Here is a 15,466-nt window from a genome sequence, read left to right as displayed (position 1 = left end):
ACCGTCTTTTCTTCAGACGATCTTCATTCACTGTTGATACAGTAACCATTGTGAAAATTCTCCTAATCGAAGACGACCTGGATCTGGGCAACGGTGTGCGTATCGCCCTTGCAGATCAAGGGTTTGATGTCATATGGGTTCGCCGCAAAGAGGAGGCGCTGCATCAAATCGATGCCTGCGTGCCGGAACTCGTGTTGCTTGACCTTGGGCTGCCCGACGGTGATGGCATGAGCCTGATGACGTACATGCGTCAGCAGCTCAAAGGGATCCCCGTCATCATCCTCACTGCGCGAGGCACCCTGCAGGATCGCCTGAGCGGGTTGGATGCCGGTGCAGACGACTATCTCGTCAAACCTTTTGTTCTGGCCGAATTGTTGGCCAGGGTGAGGGCGCTTGCGCGCCGCAGTTACGGTTTTCAAAATGAGGTGATAGAGATTCGGGGGTTAACGCTTCATGTGCCGACCCGACGCGTGACAGTGAGCGAACGTCATATTGAATTGACGGCCAGTGAATACGCGCTGCTTGAAATTTTAATGTTGCGCACCGATCGCGTGCTGACACGCAGGTTTCTGGAAGAGAGGGTATTCGGCTCAAAAGAAAATATGAGCAACGCGCTCGATGTGCATATGGGCAATTTGCGTCGCAAAATTGGCGAAGGCTATGTGCGAACGGTGAGGGGCGTAGGGTATGTCATTGATACCGTGCCTATCCAGAAAGGGGAAGGTTGATGCGAAATTTCTGGCGACAACTGAGAACCCCAACGCTCGTGCGGCGAATTATGGTCGCTCAGATGCTCCTGCTTACACTGCTTTGGTCTCTATTTCTGACCTTCGTCTTGTGGGAGGACTTGCGCAGCCCCTCGATACTCACGGGCAGTAAGACCTACGACGCCGTTTTTACGCTGGTTCAGAGTATGGACGAGCGACCCCAGGAGCGAACCGCCTTGCTTGACGCGTTCAGCAAGGCGTTGCGGGAAGGTTATGGCGGCGGTGAAGATCCTGAGCTCTCAATCAGCCTGATTGTTCGCAAGAATAAAGCACTCATTTATTCATCCCCTGGCGCGCCGACAGGGGTGATAAATACCCGGTTTGGGGAGATTCAGCGTATTCAGAGCGAAGGGCGCGCCTGGACTGGTCGTACGCTCAAGTCAGACAACGCTGACGTGGAGGTAACGCTTGTTACCCCTGCCGCAGGCTGGAATTTCTTTTTTTATCTGAACTCGCGTGGCTACTACATATTGCCGCTGCTGGTGTGCATTCCTTTTCTTTTGTTTCCAGCGTGGTTATCCATCCGTATTGCGATGCGCCCGTGGAACAAAGTGGTTAATGAAGTTTCCTTACGACCATCAGACGATCTCTCGCCCTTAAAAGAAGTGCCAAAGCACAAGGAGCTTCGCCAGATGGTTGATGCGATCAATATCTTTCTTGCCAGGGTGCGGGAAAGCACGGAACGGGAACGGGTATTTATTGCCGATGCCGCTCACGAGTTACGTACGCCGCTCGCGGCGATGCGTATCAATGTTGAAGCGTTGCAGTCCTATGTCAGCAGCGACAGGCAACAGGAGTTGCTGGCAGGGATTATTCGCAGCAATAGCCGTGCGGCGCGTCTCGTTAATCAGTTGCTATTGCTGATGCACAGTGAAGCGCGCATTGACACGGTAATGGCGCCTGTGCCGCTGACGACGCTCATACAAGAGCGTATGGCGGCGTTGTCACCGCTGGCGGCTGAACGCGGGATTGAGCTTGAATTTTACTCCCATGACGAAACCTGGGTGACCGGCGTCAGGGAGCGCCTGATGTCGCTTATCGACAATGTCATTGAAAATGCCGTGAAGTACAGCCCACAGGGCGGACGGGTTGAGGTAGAGGTCCGAACACGCGATGAATCCACGCAGCTACGTGTCTCAGACGCCGGCCCCGGCATTCCCGTCGAATTGAGGGAGCGCGTATTTGATCGATTTTTTCGCGATCCCAGGCAGATGCAAAGCGGAAGCGGCCTGGGCCTGGCCATCGTCAAGGCGGTTGCCCAGCAACACAACAGCAGCGTAAGCCTCAGTACATCTGCAGAAGGTGGACTGATGGTGACGATTGACTTCCCCAACCCCCAGGGACGCCTGAAACACAACATCTGATCCCTGCATGGCGGAGGGCCTCTACCAGAACAATGGAGTCGAAAGTGAAATACCTGTCTCTGGCAACACTGTTCTTTTCAATCTTCATGAGCGGGTGCGCCATCACTGTCAGTGATTTAAAAAGCAGCCAGTCATCTTTTGATGGCAGTTTTACCAGCCAGACGGGGCCCTCCGATACCTATAGAACCTTACGGCACATGGCAAGGCAGTGCCTGGAATATGAGGCCTATTCAGGAAATCCGGTTATCGTATTAAGTGAGTTTGACGCGGAGCACAAAGAAGGTGAGATCAACCAAAAGTTCCTTGCGGATGGACTGTTGATTAACAACACGCTTATTCAGGTGGAAAACCAGGGTAGCGACAACGCGAAGGTCAGCTTATATACCACCAAGAACATCCTGAGCGTGGGGATCCGGTCGCCAAAAATAGGTGATATCAAGCGCTGGATCGGCGGGGATAAAACGTGTTAGCTCAACACGCTTGTAGAGAATCAGGCTTGTTCTCAGATGGCGTGGCGGGTCGTCATGCTGTGTTGACTTAATTAAACTCAACGGATTAACCCCGCCAGCAATATCAGGATCGCAAGATGTGTCCGGCTAATGAAAACAGATTTTGCCTGTGCTGGTATCTCAGGAAGCAGAAAAATACCCGCAGAATATCTGCTTCTCGCTCATTTCACCGCTGACGTACGCCGGGCCAGCCAGGCCCCCCAGAACAGACTGGAAAAGAAGCGAATCGGGGCCGCAAATCCGGCGCCAAAGAGTAAGGTAAAGACATCATCTTCTGACCGGGGTGGCTCTGCGCCCTGCAGAATTTTGTTCATTTTAGACTGGATCTCTTCGGGTTCAGCGCCATTCATTCGCCAGCGATTTGCCCATGCGGCCATCAGCACGGGTTGCGATGCGTAAGCGCGATAGTTTCCTGCAACGACCAGCGGGGCATTCGGTTTCAGGCGCATCGCAATCTGCGCCAGAATATCGTGTTTTGCCTCATCGCCTGGCAGATGGTGCAACACGCCAATCATAATGGCGGCATCGAAGGCGGGGGAGGCATCCAGATCAGAAACCGCACCGGGAACAGCTTCAACCCGGTCGGCTATTCCGGCACTGGCGATATTGGCACAGGCAAGATCGAGCATTGGTTGAGAGGGATCGACGGCGACAAAAGACCAGCGTGGCTCCAGTGTCGCAGCGGCGATGATCTCCCCGGCTGTTCCTCCGGCCCCCACCACCAGCACACGCGCAGGCTTCGCTTCGCCCAGCACGGCCGAGAGCATACATGCAGAAAGTTCGTGGCAGGCATCATATCCGGCCAGCGCAATCCGGCTTTGTTGGGCGTATTCCCCTGCGCGAGTGGCGTCGAATTTAGCAGCAGAATCTTGGGTCATGGCATCTCCAGGCAGCTATCCAGGTAATAGGTCATTCTCTCTCGTTGACGTAGAATAAAAGATTCTGGGTAATAAAGTTCGACAAAGACATGATTGAAAGTCTGAATATTCCACGAAGATATGATCGGTTGACGGCCTTCCTGCACGCTTTTCCGCTCCATGTGGAACAGTGCGAGTCGCCAACGTCGGCAAACCTGCTGATTATCGATGTGAATTGCTCAGGCGGGCCGACCCATTTGCTCTACCGCGCCAGAACATCGGGTGGCCTGCCTGCCGGGGCGACGCTGTGCGCCGCCGCAAGGGTTGATTTTGGCGGCAGTGCGAACCCACTGGTTAGCGCATTACCGGACGAGCTGTGCTTTTCCATGGCGGAGATGCCGCAATTACTTGGCCTGGCTGAACTGATCGTGGCGGAGTACGATGTGAACCGTTGCGGTGGCGGTGCCGTCCAGACCCGGTTGTGCGAAGTCGTGGTGGTATTAGCCATTCGTCGGGCCATCGCGCAGGGAACCGTGGATGCAGGGCTGTTAGCGGGACTTGCCCACCCTAAACTGCACAGGAGCCTTGTCGCTATACACGATGATCCGGCGCGGAAATGGCAGATCCCCGACCTGGCTGCGATTGCCGAAATGTCCCGCGCGCAATTTATCGAGGTGTTCAGGAAAACGGTCGGCGCCTCGCCGGGGGCATATTTGACCAACTGGCGGTTAGCGCTGGGCGCGGCTAAATTACGATCCGGACGGAGCGTTAAATCCGTCGCCGCGATGGTGGGCTTTGGCAGCGCTGAGGCATTCTCGCGCGCATTTATGCGTAAATTCGGTTATTCGCCCGGGAAGTGCAAAATGCAAGGAAACCATAACGACGCGGCATAATCAGGCTGGTCTGCCGCAATCCGCCATTGTGGTTTCGTCATGTGTGACCCCATTCTGTTACTGGCTGGTTTATTCATATCTCTGAGGGGAACTGTAATGTCTCAAATGACGCTTCACTTTCAGTGAGCCAGTCAGAGTGCGTCATCCGGTGCGGCTGGTGGGCTATCCGGCTCCCAGGAAATAATATCGCCGGGCTGACACTGCAGCGCCTCACAGATTTTTGCCAGCGTATCAAAACGAATACCTTTAACCTTCCCGGACTTGAGCAGCGAGAGATTCTGCTCGGTGATGCCCACAAAGGCTGCCAGCGCTCTGGACGTCATTTTCTTCTCTACCAACACTTTGTCCAGATGAACCACGACAGCCATAATCAGATAAACTCCTTATTTTCTTCTTCCGCTCTGATCCCCTCAACCAGGGAGTGAAACGTCACAAGCAGCAAGCCGCCCGCTAATAACAGAACAATATCGCCGATCAGCAGGGTGACCTGGTAGAAATGTTCCGGCCACCAGACGACCAGAGGGATCAAAAAGCGGCACACTGGCAGGACGATCCCAAGGCTTAGCATCGCTATCGCGATTTTACGTACACTGTGCGCCAGCGCCTGAGTGAGGATCTGTTTTTGGCGTACCAGTTGCGTGACTTTCATACCTTGCCAGATAGCAAAAGCAAACAGCCCCGTCGGGAAATAGAGAATCACCAGCAAAAGTAGCTGGTTAAGTGACGATACCGTCGTGGTTGGCAAATTATCGCCCTGAATCTCGGCGAACCTGAGCATACTGGAAATAAAAAACGACGAACCCGTGAAATACATCCACAGCGGTGTAATTACCACCAGGATAAGAAATAGCGGTAGCACGCCGGTGATGAGCGCCAGGCTGATTTTATTTCTCGCACCTTTCACATTGAACCTTCCTGAATAATACGCACTATTTTAAGACCAGTATGCTAAAGCATGACATAAGCATCAGCGCGATAGCAATCTTGCTGGCGTTCAGACCTTTAGCGCCGCGTTTTAGCCAGGGATTTGGCCATACGCGGTAGACACCAAAAGCGATATAAGATGCCTGAATCGCCCAGGTCAGCATTCTGAATAAGTAACCCGGCTTACTGAGGTGCGTTATTGTCTGCATCATCTCCACGCAGTAAATAATAATGCCAACGGTCAGGATATAATTGACTAAGCGAAGTTTGTAATGCGAAGCCCAGTTTCCGCACACAAACAACATGGTCGAAGCAAAGGCGAGTATTGCCCAGAGAATATCAATCCAGTTCACGGTGTGCCTCTGTTTCAGAAGACGGCTGGGTGAGTAACAGCCGAACAGCCGGACCAATCACCGGCCATCCGGTGTCGGAGAGGATAACCACGGCGCTTTTACGCTGCGGATCCAGGGCGATAGCGCTGGCAAACCCAGAGGACTCGCCGTCATGCCAGGTGATATCGCGCCCATGTATGCGGGTTGTAAACCAGGCATAACCAATCCGTGAATCGGGATCGTCAGTGGCAAATCGCGGCGGCATCGCTTCGCTTCCTGCGAGTTTTCCTGCCAGTAACGCCTGCGCATAATTTGCCATATCGACAATGGTCGATCGTACTCCCGCGGCGGGGGTAAATGCGTGCAATACCCACGGCGCTTCGCTGAATCCGGAAACTGACCAGCCGTGGCTGAATGTAGGAGTGACGGGTTTCGAATCATCTGCGATGACGGAGCTTTTCATTTGCGCTTGCGCAAAAACCCGTGTGTGCAACAACGTGGCAAAAGATTGATGTGATGCGCGCGCCAGCGCCAATCCCAGCAGGGCATAGCCGGTATTGGAGTAATCAAACTCGGCGGGTTTTTCAACGCGGGTGGTGTTCACCATCTCTATTAATGTCTCGTCATCGTAATTCCAGAAATTGTCACGCAGGATGATGGCCTTAATCACCTGAATTTTCTGTCGTAATGATGTCGCCAGCGGCGGCAGGCCAGAGCGATGTGATGCCAGTTGCTCAAGTGTTATCTCGCTCGCCGGGCCAGTGATTTCCGGGACGAGCTCTCCTACGCGGGTTTGTGCCGTTGCTTCGCCGCGTCGCTGCGCTTCAATCAGCAGGCTGCTGGTCATGGTTTTGGTCAGGCTGGCAATTTCATACTGTTTTGCATAATCACTGTTCCACAGCGCATATTGTACGCCTCGCGGGGTGATGAAGGCGGCGGCAACGCTGCCTCTTGATCCTTTCAGCAAAGGGGTTAAAAACGAGGCTACCGTTGCATCTCCCGTCTGATGCAAAGACGGTGAACTAAATCCGGGTTGCAGGTAGATCCCCGCCGCTATCAGCGACACAAAAGCTGTACCGGCGGCTAACAACCGCGTACGACTGCGCACAGAGTGCTTCTTCATTGTTGTCCGCCTCAGAATTCATACTGAATCAGTGATGACAGGGTGTACTGCATTCGGCTTTTCACTAACGGACTCTTACCCGCCTCATCAAACAAGTATGCCGCGCGACCGCTCACTCCTGCGGCTACGTTTTCGCTAATGTGCCAGACCAGCCCGGTAGACACTCCACCAAGCTGGAAACCCGATGACGGGCGATAGACAGAAAAATCAGTGCGTTGCGCCTGGCTTGTGGTGACACCGTAATGGCGCTGTTGATAACCGCCGTTCGCCCAGGTGATATCGCCAGCGACTGAAAAATCGACATCCCGCCAGTGCCATAGCTTTGCCTTCACGCCACTGTTTAACGTCATGCCCGGATCCTGCGTTTCGCCCCCGTATCGGTGCTTTTGTGTTGCACTTAATGCGCGCAACCATACCATCCAGCCCTCACGTTGATACCGCAATTCCGCACCCGCCATGAGGATGTCGGAAAGGTCTCCCATCCCTTGCAAGTCACGGTTTTTTCTGCCGGAAAATGGGTAGTTGAACACCTCTTTTCGCCCTTCATCCGGTGTTAACAGTAGGCTCACGGCAAACGGGGAATCCGCTGGCAGCGTCCATGCCAGACCGTCTGTAGACAGATCCCAATATCCCCAGCCATCACTCTTAAGGCTTACGCCACCTTTGAGTAACGGACCTGGCGCAGCGTGCTGTGACCCCGAATAGACGGGGCTGACTGCAACGCCGAGACCCGCGTACCCGGACAGATCCGCGCTGTGTAAAGGAACACAAAGCATGATTCCCGCAAGCGAAACGCCATATTGCAGACTTCTTTTCATTCGATGCCTCTCCTGGCAAACGGTAGGTTGAAGTGTGTGCAGGCTAGCCTGTAGTTTATCGTTTTACAATAAATTATTATTGTTTTATATTAAGTCAACTGAGCGGAAAGATGATTTCAGGAAATGGCGATGCCGCGGTGTACAGGTAAGAAATTTATTGTGACAGGCGCGACGCTACGCATTGCGCCTGACGAGGCATATTTGACGGTGCAGTGAGTGTTATCGCTGAAAACCGGTAGCTTAAAAATGGCTAAGCATATGATCCAGAAAAGCGCGTACCGCAGGATTGGAACGTCGACTTTCATGCCACACGGCCGACATGTCATGCCGCTCCACCGCGAAATCACAGAGCAGCGGAACAAGCTTTTTGTCGCTTACCCGGGACGCCGCCATAAAATTCGCGGCCATACCGATTCCGGCACCGGCAACAATGGCGGCAATGACGGCTTCGCTGGTATCCGCAATGATCGTTGATGACGGCACAATGTCTATCTCGCGCTCCCCGACGCGAAACGGCCAGCGAAAAAGCTGCCCTGTATTTTGATAACGCAGATTAATCGTCGTATGCCCGGATAAATCATTGGGATGCAGCGGAGGGGCGCAGCGGGCTAAATAGTCAGGCGAGGCGTAACAACCTATCTGATAGGGGGGAAGGCGACGCAACAGGAGGTTGGAATCCGCGAGCTCGCCAAGTCGAATGGCAATATCAATATTCTCATCAACGAGGCTTACTCGCTGGTCGCTCAGGCGTAGATCAATGGTCACTTTTGGATGAAGTGCGCAAAAGGCGGGAAGGAGAGGGGCAATCATATGGATACCCACCGGCAGTGACGCCGCAATGCGTAATATCCCTGCGGGCTCCGCGCGAGCGTGTTTCGCTATCTGTTCAATCTCCTCCGCATCCCGTAGCAACCGCAAAGCCCGCTCATGCAGTTCGCGCCCTTCGGCAGTTAACACCAGTGAGCGTGTCGTTCGGGTGAATAAGGCAATGCCGAGCTGCTTCTCAAGGCGCTGAATACTTTTACTGATGGCTGAGGGGGAAACAGAAAGCGAACGGGCAGCGGCACTATAGCTACCCAGAGCGCCTGCGCGAGCGAATGCAATAAGACCTGTGAGTCTCTCAAAACCGATTTGTTCCTTCATGGCATAAGTAAAGCGAAATTCAGCCATATTATCAACCTGGGTTATTGATCCTATGCTCTGTCACCTGAGGTCTTTTAGAGCGAGATGATGATGACTGAGATGATGAAAGCAGTACAACTCCATGCGTTTGGCGGGCCAGAAAACCTGCTTTATGAAGATGCACCCAGACCACATGTGGGCAACGACGATGTCCTGGTGCATATGCAGGCGGCCAGCCTTAACCCGCCGGACTGGTATCTGCGCGATGGCTTTCGCACACTGCCACCGGAATGGCGCCCCGATCCCGTTTTTCCCCTTATTTTGGGTACTGACGTATCAGGCATCGTTGCCGCCGTCGGTAAAAATGTGACTGCGTTTCGCCCCGGAGATGACGTCTATTCGATGGTGCGTTTTCCTGAGAAGGTGATGACGGGCAGCGGCGCCTATGCAGAATATGTCAGTGTGCCCGCATCCGAACTGGCACTCAAACCCCAGGGGATTGGGCATGTGGAGGCCGCCGCCGCGCCAATGTCGCTACTTACCGCCTGGCAGTTTCTTGTCGACACAGGGCATGATGCGGTTAATCCCTTCCAGCCTTTTCCTCATAAAGCCGAGCCATTAAAAGGCCGGACGGTGCTGGTCAATGGCGCTGGCGGCGGCGTGGGGCACCTTGCCGTGCAAATCGCCCGCTGGAAAGGGGCGAAGGTTATCGCTGTGGCCTCTTCGCACCATGAGGCGCTGTTGCGTGAGCTGGGGGCCGACGAATTTATCGACTACACCACAACGGCAGCCGAGGAGGTGGTCAACAATGTGGATCTGGTTCTCGATGCGGTGGGCGGGGCGCATATGGAACGCTTTCTGCGTTGTATAAAGCCAGGCGGGGCTCTTTTTCTGGTTAACCCTTTGGGTTTTTCCGCAAGGGACGAGGCCGCGCAAAAAGCGATTACGGTCTCTTCCACCCAGGTACGCTCCAGCGGCGCGCAATTAAATGAAGCAGGACGTCTTCTGGAAAATGGCCTTGTCCGGGTGGTTATTGACAGTACCTATCCGTTAGCCCAGGCCTGCGCTGCCCATCAGCGTGCTGCGATGGGCGGGATTCAGGGTAAAATTGTGCTGACAAACCTCTGATAATGACTCCCCTTGCGAGTTAATGAATACATCGTAGGGCTATGCGCCACAGGGGCATGACTCTATACTTATCAACGGTTCAGGTCAGGCTATACCGGGTCTCTGTATAGCCTTGGCCGCCTTGCGGTAAAAATGGCTTTTCCGGCATACAGTGTGTGTGATGGTGAAAAACAGAAGATCTCAAGACTATGATAACAACCGATGAGATTCACTTTGCTGAATGGCAACTCTGGCCCCAGCTAAGGATTCTGTTGCACCGGGGTAAGCCGGTAAAAATTTCTGCCAGAGCATTTGATGTTCTGGTGGTTCTGATAAGGGCCGACGGTAAAGCGGTCAGTAAAGCGTCTCTCATGACCCAGGTGTGGGGAAATGAAATCGTCGAAGAGAACAATCTTCAGGCGCAAATTTCAGCGCTTCGCCGCCTGTTGGGGCGAGACCGGCATCTCCTTGTTACTGAATTTGGCAGTGGCTACCGCTTTAACATCAAGAACGTACCGTTGCAGGCATCTCCCGACCCGGAAATACCGCTTCCGCCTGCTACCCCCTTTCTGAGCTCGATTTTAGGGCGCGACCAGGCGGTGCAGGAACTCTGTGCCCTGCTAAATCAGCGCCCTCTGGTGACGATAACCGGTCCTGGCGGCGTGGGTAAGACGCGTCTGGCGTGGGAAGTGGTTAACCAGGCGCACCCGCAATTTCCCGATGGCGTCTGTGTGGCGGAACTGGCCCATGTTACCGACGCATCCAGCGTGCTCTCCGTTATTTCTCAGGCGTTACATCTTCCCTTAGCCGGTCTTGAACAGGATGCCGATTTACGCCAACAGCTCGCGCGACGTCAGTGTTTGCTGCTTATTGATAACTGTGAGCACGTGACGAGCGAACTGGAACCGCTGATGACGCGGCTTCTGAGACTGGCTCCCCGGATCAAACTGTTATTGACCAGCCAGGTGGCGCTCCAGGTTGCTGGTGAACAACAATATTTACTCCCGCCGTTGCAAGTCCCGCACGAAGAGGGCGCCGATAACGCCACGTTAATCTCTTTTGCCAGCGTCCGTCTCTTTATTGAGCGTGTCCGGGCCAGTGCGCATGATTTCCAACCCTCAGCACGTGAACTGGTGTTGATTGGTGAATTATGCCGTCATCTTGATGGCTTACCCCTGGCTATTGAACTTGCGGCCTCCCGTCTGCCCTTTATGAGTGTGAGTGAGATTTATCATCGGCTTGAGGACCGCTTCCCGTTATTGAGCAATACCCACCGTTCGCTGGAGCCCAGACATCAGAAAATAGTGACGACGCTGGAGTGGACTTATCAGTTACTCAACGCGCGTGAGCAGCGATTATTCAGAATGCTGGGCATCTTTACCGACACGTTTAGCGTGCAATCCGTCAGTGATTTTCTGCGAACAAAAGACAACCATAGCTGGCAGGTTATCGACGATTTGCAGCGCTTGTTGTCTCTGTCGCTGATTCAGGTCAGTAGCCAGGCGCCTGTTACGCGTTTTCGCCTGCTGGAAACCATGCGCCAGTTCGCCTGCGCGAAGCTCCGCGAACAGGATGAATATGTTGCGCTTGCAGCCGATTTTGCTCATTACAATAGCGTGCTGGTGGAACAGGCGCAGAGGGACTGGCTTAGCTTACCAACGGAGCAGTGGCGGGAGCGCTATCGTCCCATCCTTAATGATTTGCGCCGCGTTTTACAGCAAACATTAACTGAGGGGCGCGATCCCTCAACAGGGCTTGCGATCTTACAGGCGATGACGCCGTTCTGGATTGAATACTCACTCTATGATGAGTGTCAGCGTCATATTTACCCTCTGCTCTATGAAAATAACGCGCGGGTCGTATTAACGTTACATCAGAGAATGCATCTGTGCGCCGCAGCAGGTAAGGCATCGACCTGGGCAAAAGGCCCGACATCTGAAACCTATTCGGCCTGGCAAACCGCACTGACGCTGGCGGAAAAGCTCGACGATAAAGAGATACGTTTACAGGCGCACTATGGGTTATGGCTGTATTGCCTGCGCACGGGCGCTCCTGGTAAAGCGCGTGAACATGCGCAGTCTATGTGCGAACTGGCGCGATCCATCGATGATGCAGAAGCCCATGCCGCCGGGCTGCGTATTCTCGGTGTCTCCCTGCATTTTTTAGGTCAGCATAGCGAAGGCCGCGGTTATCTGCTGCAATCTTTGGCCTGGTACGCGCAGGAAAGTATGAGCCACTCCTTTCGTTTTGGTCTCGATCAGGAGACCGCCGGCATGGCTTTTCTGTCTCGCTTACTCTGGGTTCAGGGTGAGTATAAGGCCGCAAAACAGATGGCGTTGCGCGGCGTTAAAAAAGCCGCCCGTTTGCAGCATGCCTGTTCTCTTTGCTGTGCGCTCGCCGAGGGCGCCTGTATGACAGCGGCGCTGGAACGCCGTCCACGTTGGGTGGTCAGGGCCGCGAACTGGCTTGTTCAACTGGCAGAAAAACATGATTTGTATTTCTGGAAGACCTACGGCGAACTGTTTCTTGTCTGGGCCCAACAGTTCAGTCATAGCAATGTCAGTCAAACCACACTGTTCAGTTCGCTGCGGGCGACGGGATTAGACTGGCAATACTCCCCTTTATTGTCAGAAATTGATGGCGCGCTGGCGCAGAAAGCCGCCAGCGAGGGGCCAGACAACTGGTGCGCGCCAGAACTGATGCGTCTTTGCGCCACGCAATCACCAGCCCAGGAGCGACGTTTATTGCTGACACAAGCGTTGGATAAAGCGCGTCAGCAGCAGGCCCACGGCTGGGCTCTGCGTATTGCCTGTTCACTGGCAACCGTTCAGGCCGAAGCCGGGGAAAACGGGGCAGCAAAGCAGTTAATTCGGAACGCTTTAAACGATGTTGATGGTTCACACCGGGCGACAGAGGTAAGAAATGCGCTGGCCCTGTTTGCCCGAATAGGGCGCTAATCTTTACGTCTCACGGCAATGAGCATCCCGCTGAGTACGAGAGCGGCCCCCGCCGCAGAAATCAGCGTCCAGCTCTGCGTTGCCTGCCATAACCCGGTGGCTGTCAGGGAACCACAGGCGCCACCAATAAACATAACGCACATAAAGAGGGTGTTCAGACGGTTTCTGGCATCCGGGCGCAACGCGTAAATGGTGTGCTGGTTCGCTATCAGTACACATTGTTCGCCCGCATCCAGTAACAGAATGCCCACCACCATCCCCGCCATACTGTTCCAGCCCCAAAAAACAATCCAGGCCAGCAGCATGAGAATGACGCCCAACATCACCATCCGGAAGGGGCCCTGACGATCGCTGAAACTCCCCGCCAGAGGGGCACACAGAATGCCGATTAACCCCAGCGCCGCCAGTGTTCCGGTTACCCCCGCGCCGTAATCGTAGCGATGGGCTAACCAGAATGGGAGTACGGTCCACAGCACGCTGAAGGAGGCAAACAGCATGGCTTGTGTCAGCGTTGCCTTGCGCACCTGCGGTTCGCTTTTCCACAGTTGCCCGAGTGAACGCAATACCGGCAGATAGTTAAATGTTGGCGCAGGCAACGACTGCGAAGGCAAAATGCGCACGATAAAAACGACGGCCAGTAGCGTCATGAGCGCGCCGAACAAAAAGACACCCCGCCAGTCGAAATACTGACCGATGAGACCGCCAATCGCCCGCCCGGCAAGGATACCGGCGAGAACGCCGCTCATCACGGTACCCACGGTTTTACCCCGGGATGACGGCCCGGCGAGAGAGGCGGCCAGCGGCACGATTTGTTGGGCCACGGTTGCGGACACGCCTGTAATAAAAGAGAAAAACACCAGCACGGTCGCCGTTGGGGATAACATCATGCCGAGCAGCGCCAGGAAAAGCACCTGGGCCTGGCGCAGGATCAGCCGCTGACGTTCAATATAATCGCCTAATGGGATGAGAAAGAATAACCCCGCCGCATAACCTAACTGGGTCGCCATGGGGATCAAAGAAACCGCATTCCGTTCATTGGGAAATGCGCCCGCAATCAAATTCAGAACGGATTGATTAAAATAAATATTCGCTACTACGATACAGCAAATAATAGCCAGCATCAGGATCCTGGCAGAAGAAAGCGCGTGGTTGTGGGTCTGCATTGACCGCTCCTCACCCGGAATAAAATGTTGCCGCAGTATAAGAAGGGGTGATGCTTAACGCTTTGCGCGTTTTTTTCAGACGTCTGAATTCTGCTGCGCAAGCCCCTGAATGCATTATTTGTTACTCATATTCTTCATCTGGTCATTGTGTTTACTATGAGGAACAAGACATGGATTTAAAACTGACAGGAAAAGTGGCGCTGGTCACCGGAGCCCGAACCGGCATTGGTTTTAGCATTTGCGAAGAACTGGCGGCAAACGGGGCGCATTTAGTCATGGTATCCAGACAAGAGTCTGCCCTGATCCTGGCCGCGAAGAAGATTGCCGATAAATATGGTGTTTCGGCGCTGCCTGTTGCCGGGGATGTGACCGATCCCCACCTCCCGGCACGGGTGGTTGAGCACGCAGAAACGGTTTTTCAGGGAATTGATTTACTGGTCAATAATGCCGGAAGAGCGCATGCGGGTACTCTACTCACCACGTCAGAAGAGGACTGGCAATTAATGACGGAGACCAAATTCTCTGCCATGCGGCGCTTTTGTAAGGCGGTTATTCCCGGCATGCAGAAGCGAAACTGGGGGCGCATTGTTAATATTTCTTCTATCGGCGGCATCTATCCAAACCCACAACTTACCGTCCCACACGCCCTGAGTGCGGCAATTAACAATCTGACCCGGAGCTTAGCGTTGAGCGTGGCGCCGGATGGTATCCTGGTCAATGCTATTGGTGTGGGCGCTGTCGCGACCGATAACTGGGCGCAGAATATGCTGCCGAATGTCCGCCATCGTCGCCCTGAACTGGCTGAAAAAACGGACGACGAGGTGATGGCACTGCTGGGTAAAGAGAAAACCCCGGTGGGGCGCTTTGGGCTTCCTGAGGATATTGCGGCAATTACGGCTTTCCTGCTTTCAGACAGAAATCAGTTTGTTACCGGCCAGACAATTGAAGCGTCAGGCGGGGCAGAGCGATTTATGTGATTTTTCCACGGTTGGCTGAACCGCACCGCAAAGCCGGGGTGGTTCGTCAGCCGGATGGGGAGCAGTCAGTGCAGCGTGAATAAAGAAAATGGCTGAGGATTAAAACCAGCGCTGGAAATAGCTGAGACAGTATGTGGTTTTAAATATGGCTACAATCTCAGACGCTTCTCGTGCATGACTGGCACGATAAACATTTTCGATAGTGATCAGCAAAAAGCCTGAGTAATGATAATTAATAACATGCCGAACAGTCATCCTCGCAATATACATCGTTAGCGAAATATATTATATCTTTTAATTCCACAGCGTAGCAGTTGGTCATAAATAACTTTGCAGGCTTATGATTATCACGGTAAGAACACCGTAATATGCTGGGCCGTTCACATTATTTATGCAACAATCTTAATTTTCTTAGGATATATTTTCCGCAGATCTTTTTTTTGATTTTTTTATTAAATTAAATTGCGTAATTGACGATAAGTAACGTGATAGCCCACTTTTTGTGACTCCTCAAAAAGAAATGAAAAACCGCAATCGAATAAGAAGTAAAAAT

Annotated in this window: 15 protein-coding genes; 7 read left to right on the top strand and 8 right to left on the bottom strand. The window is 53.5% G+C overall.

Going from position 1 to position 15,466, the window contains the following annotated elements; all coding sequences use genetic code 11:
- The first annotated feature begins 50 nt into the window (after nucleotides 1-50).
- Genes C5523_RS15320 through C5523_RS15310 form a run of 3 tightly spaced genes read left to right on the top strand, consistent with a single transcriptional unit; the run spans nucleotide 51 to nucleotide 2,601 of the window.
- Entirely contained in the window at nucleotides 51-728 is a 678-nt protein-coding gene (locus C5523_RS15320) for a response regulator transcription factor (protein WP_079496618.1), read from the top strand.
- Nucleotides 728-2,131 carry a HAMP domain-containing sensor histidine kinase gene (locus C5523_RS15315; protein ID WP_108701446.1) on the top strand — a complete coding sequence of 468 codons (1,404 nt, stop codon included), beginning with the start codon at nucleotides 728-730 and terminating at the stop codon, nucleotides 2,129-2,131. The genes C5523_RS15320 and C5523_RS15315 overlap by 1 nt, the downstream gene beginning before the upstream one ends.
- 32 nt (nucleotides 2,132-2,163) lie before the next feature.
- On the top strand, nucleotides 2,164-2,601 hold the full coding sequence (locus tag C5523_RS15310) for a hypothetical protein (RefSeq protein ID WP_108701445.1): 438 nt from the start codon (nucleotides 2,164-2,166) through the stop codon (nucleotides 2,599-2,601).
- A 200-nt stretch (nucleotides 2,602-2,801) separates the two neighbouring features.
- Here the strand turns inward: C5523_RS15310 and C5523_RS15305 are convergent, their stop codons facing one another.
- Nucleotides 2,802-3,518 carry a class I SAM-dependent methyltransferase gene (locus tag C5523_RS15305; RefSeq protein ID WP_108701444.1) on the bottom strand — a complete coding sequence of 239 codons (717 nt, stop codon included), beginning with the start codon at nucleotides 3,516-3,518 and terminating at the stop codon, nucleotides 2,802-2,804.
- Nucleotides 3,519-3,607: 89 nt separating this feature from the next.
- Between C5523_RS15305 and C5523_RS15300 the strand changes: the two genes are divergently transcribed.
- Complete coding sequence (locus tag C5523_RS15300) at nucleotides 3,608-4,390, top strand: AraC family transcriptional regulator (protein WP_039079321.1); 783 nt, start codon at nucleotides 3,608-3,610, stop codon at nucleotides 4,388-4,390.
- 131 nt (nucleotides 4,391-4,521) lie between these two features.
- Here the strand turns inward: C5523_RS15300 and C5523_RS15295 are convergent, their stop codons facing one another.
- From C5523_RS15295 to C5523_RS15270, 6 genes are all read right to left on the bottom strand, one after another.
- Nucleotides 4,522-4,758 carry a helix-turn-helix transcriptional regulator gene (locus tag C5523_RS15295; protein ID WP_039079320.1) on the bottom strand — a complete coding sequence of 79 codons (237 nt, stop codon included), beginning with the start codon at nucleotides 4,756-4,758 and terminating at the stop codon, nucleotides 4,522-4,524.
- A 2-nt stretch (nucleotides 4,759-4,760) separates the two neighbouring features.
- A complete protein-coding gene (locus C5523_RS15290) occupies nucleotides 4,761-5,294 on the bottom strand; it encodes a DUF2975 domain-containing protein (RefSeq protein WP_071194866.1) in 534 nt (177 codons plus the stop codon).
- A gap of 25 nt (nucleotides 5,295-5,319) precedes the next feature.
- Nucleotides 5,320-5,667: a hypothetical protein gene (locus tag C5523_RS15285; RefSeq protein ID WP_071194867.1), complete on the bottom strand. Its 348-nt coding sequence runs from the start codon at nucleotides 5,665-5,667 to the stop codon at nucleotides 5,320-5,322.
- Nucleotides 5,654-6,769 (bottom strand): serine hydrolase, encoded by a 1,116-nt coding sequence (locus C5523_RS15280; RefSeq protein WP_108701443.1) that lies wholly within the window; start codon nucleotides 6,767-6,769, stop codon nucleotides 5,654-5,656. The genes C5523_RS15285 and C5523_RS15280 overlap by 14 nt, the downstream gene beginning before the upstream one ends.
- 11 nt (nucleotides 6,770-6,780) lie before the next feature.
- Nucleotides 6,781-7,587 carry a MipA/OmpV family protein gene (locus tag C5523_RS15275; protein ID WP_108701442.1) on the bottom strand — a complete coding sequence of 269 codons (807 nt, stop codon included), beginning with the start codon at nucleotides 7,585-7,587 and terminating at the stop codon, nucleotides 6,781-6,783.
- 240 nt (nucleotides 7,588-7,827) lie between these two features.
- Nucleotides 7,828-8,730, bottom strand: coding sequence for a LysR family transcriptional regulator (locus C5523_RS15270; RefSeq protein WP_039079447.1), 903 nt, complete (start codon nucleotides 8,728-8,730; stop codon nucleotides 7,828-7,830).
- A gap of 90 nt (nucleotides 8,731-8,820) precedes the next feature.
- Here C5523_RS15270 and C5523_RS15265 point away from each other — a divergent pair, with 90 nt between their 5' ends.
- Together C5523_RS15265 and C5523_RS15260 are read left to right on the top strand one after the other, a co-directional pair.
- On the top strand, nucleotides 8,821-9,837 hold the full coding sequence (locus C5523_RS15265) for an NADP-dependent oxidoreductase (protein ID WP_172960927.1): 1,017 nt from the start codon (nucleotides 8,821-8,823) through the stop codon (nucleotides 9,835-9,837).
- A 188-nt stretch (nucleotides 9,838-10,025) separates the two neighbouring features.
- Entirely contained in the window at nucleotides 10,026-12,773 is a 2,748-nt protein-coding gene (locus tag C5523_RS15260; RefSeq protein ID WP_108701440.1) for a winged helix-turn-helix domain-containing protein, read from the top strand.
- Here the strand turns inward: C5523_RS15260 and C5523_RS15255 are convergent.
- The gene (locus tag C5523_RS15255) at nucleotides 12,770-13,936 is read right to left on the bottom strand and encodes an MFS transporter (protein WP_108701439.1); all 1,167 of its coding nucleotides are present in this window, start codon (nucleotides 13,934-13,936) and stop codon (nucleotides 12,770-12,772) included. The two genes, C5523_RS15260 and C5523_RS15255, sit on opposite strands and share 4 nt — an antisense overlap.
- Before the next feature lie 170 nt (nucleotides 13,937-14,106).
- On the opposite strand from C5523_RS15255, the gene C5523_RS15250 reads away from it, so the two are divergent.
- Entirely contained in the window at nucleotides 14,107-14,913 is an 807-nt protein-coding gene (locus C5523_RS15250) for an SDR family NAD(P)-dependent oxidoreductase (protein ID WP_108701438.1), read from the top strand.
- The last annotated feature ends 553 nt before the right edge of the window (nucleotides 14,914-15,466 follow it).

This window comes from Phytobacter sp. SCO41 (genome assembly GCF_003073275.1).
Taxonomy (GTDB): Bacteria; Pseudomonadota; Gammaproteobacteria; order Enterobacterales; family Enterobacteriaceae; genus Phytobacter; species Phytobacter diazotrophicus.
Note: the sequence above shows the minus strand (reverse complement) of the source record. Positions and strands in the feature narration are given on the sequence as shown.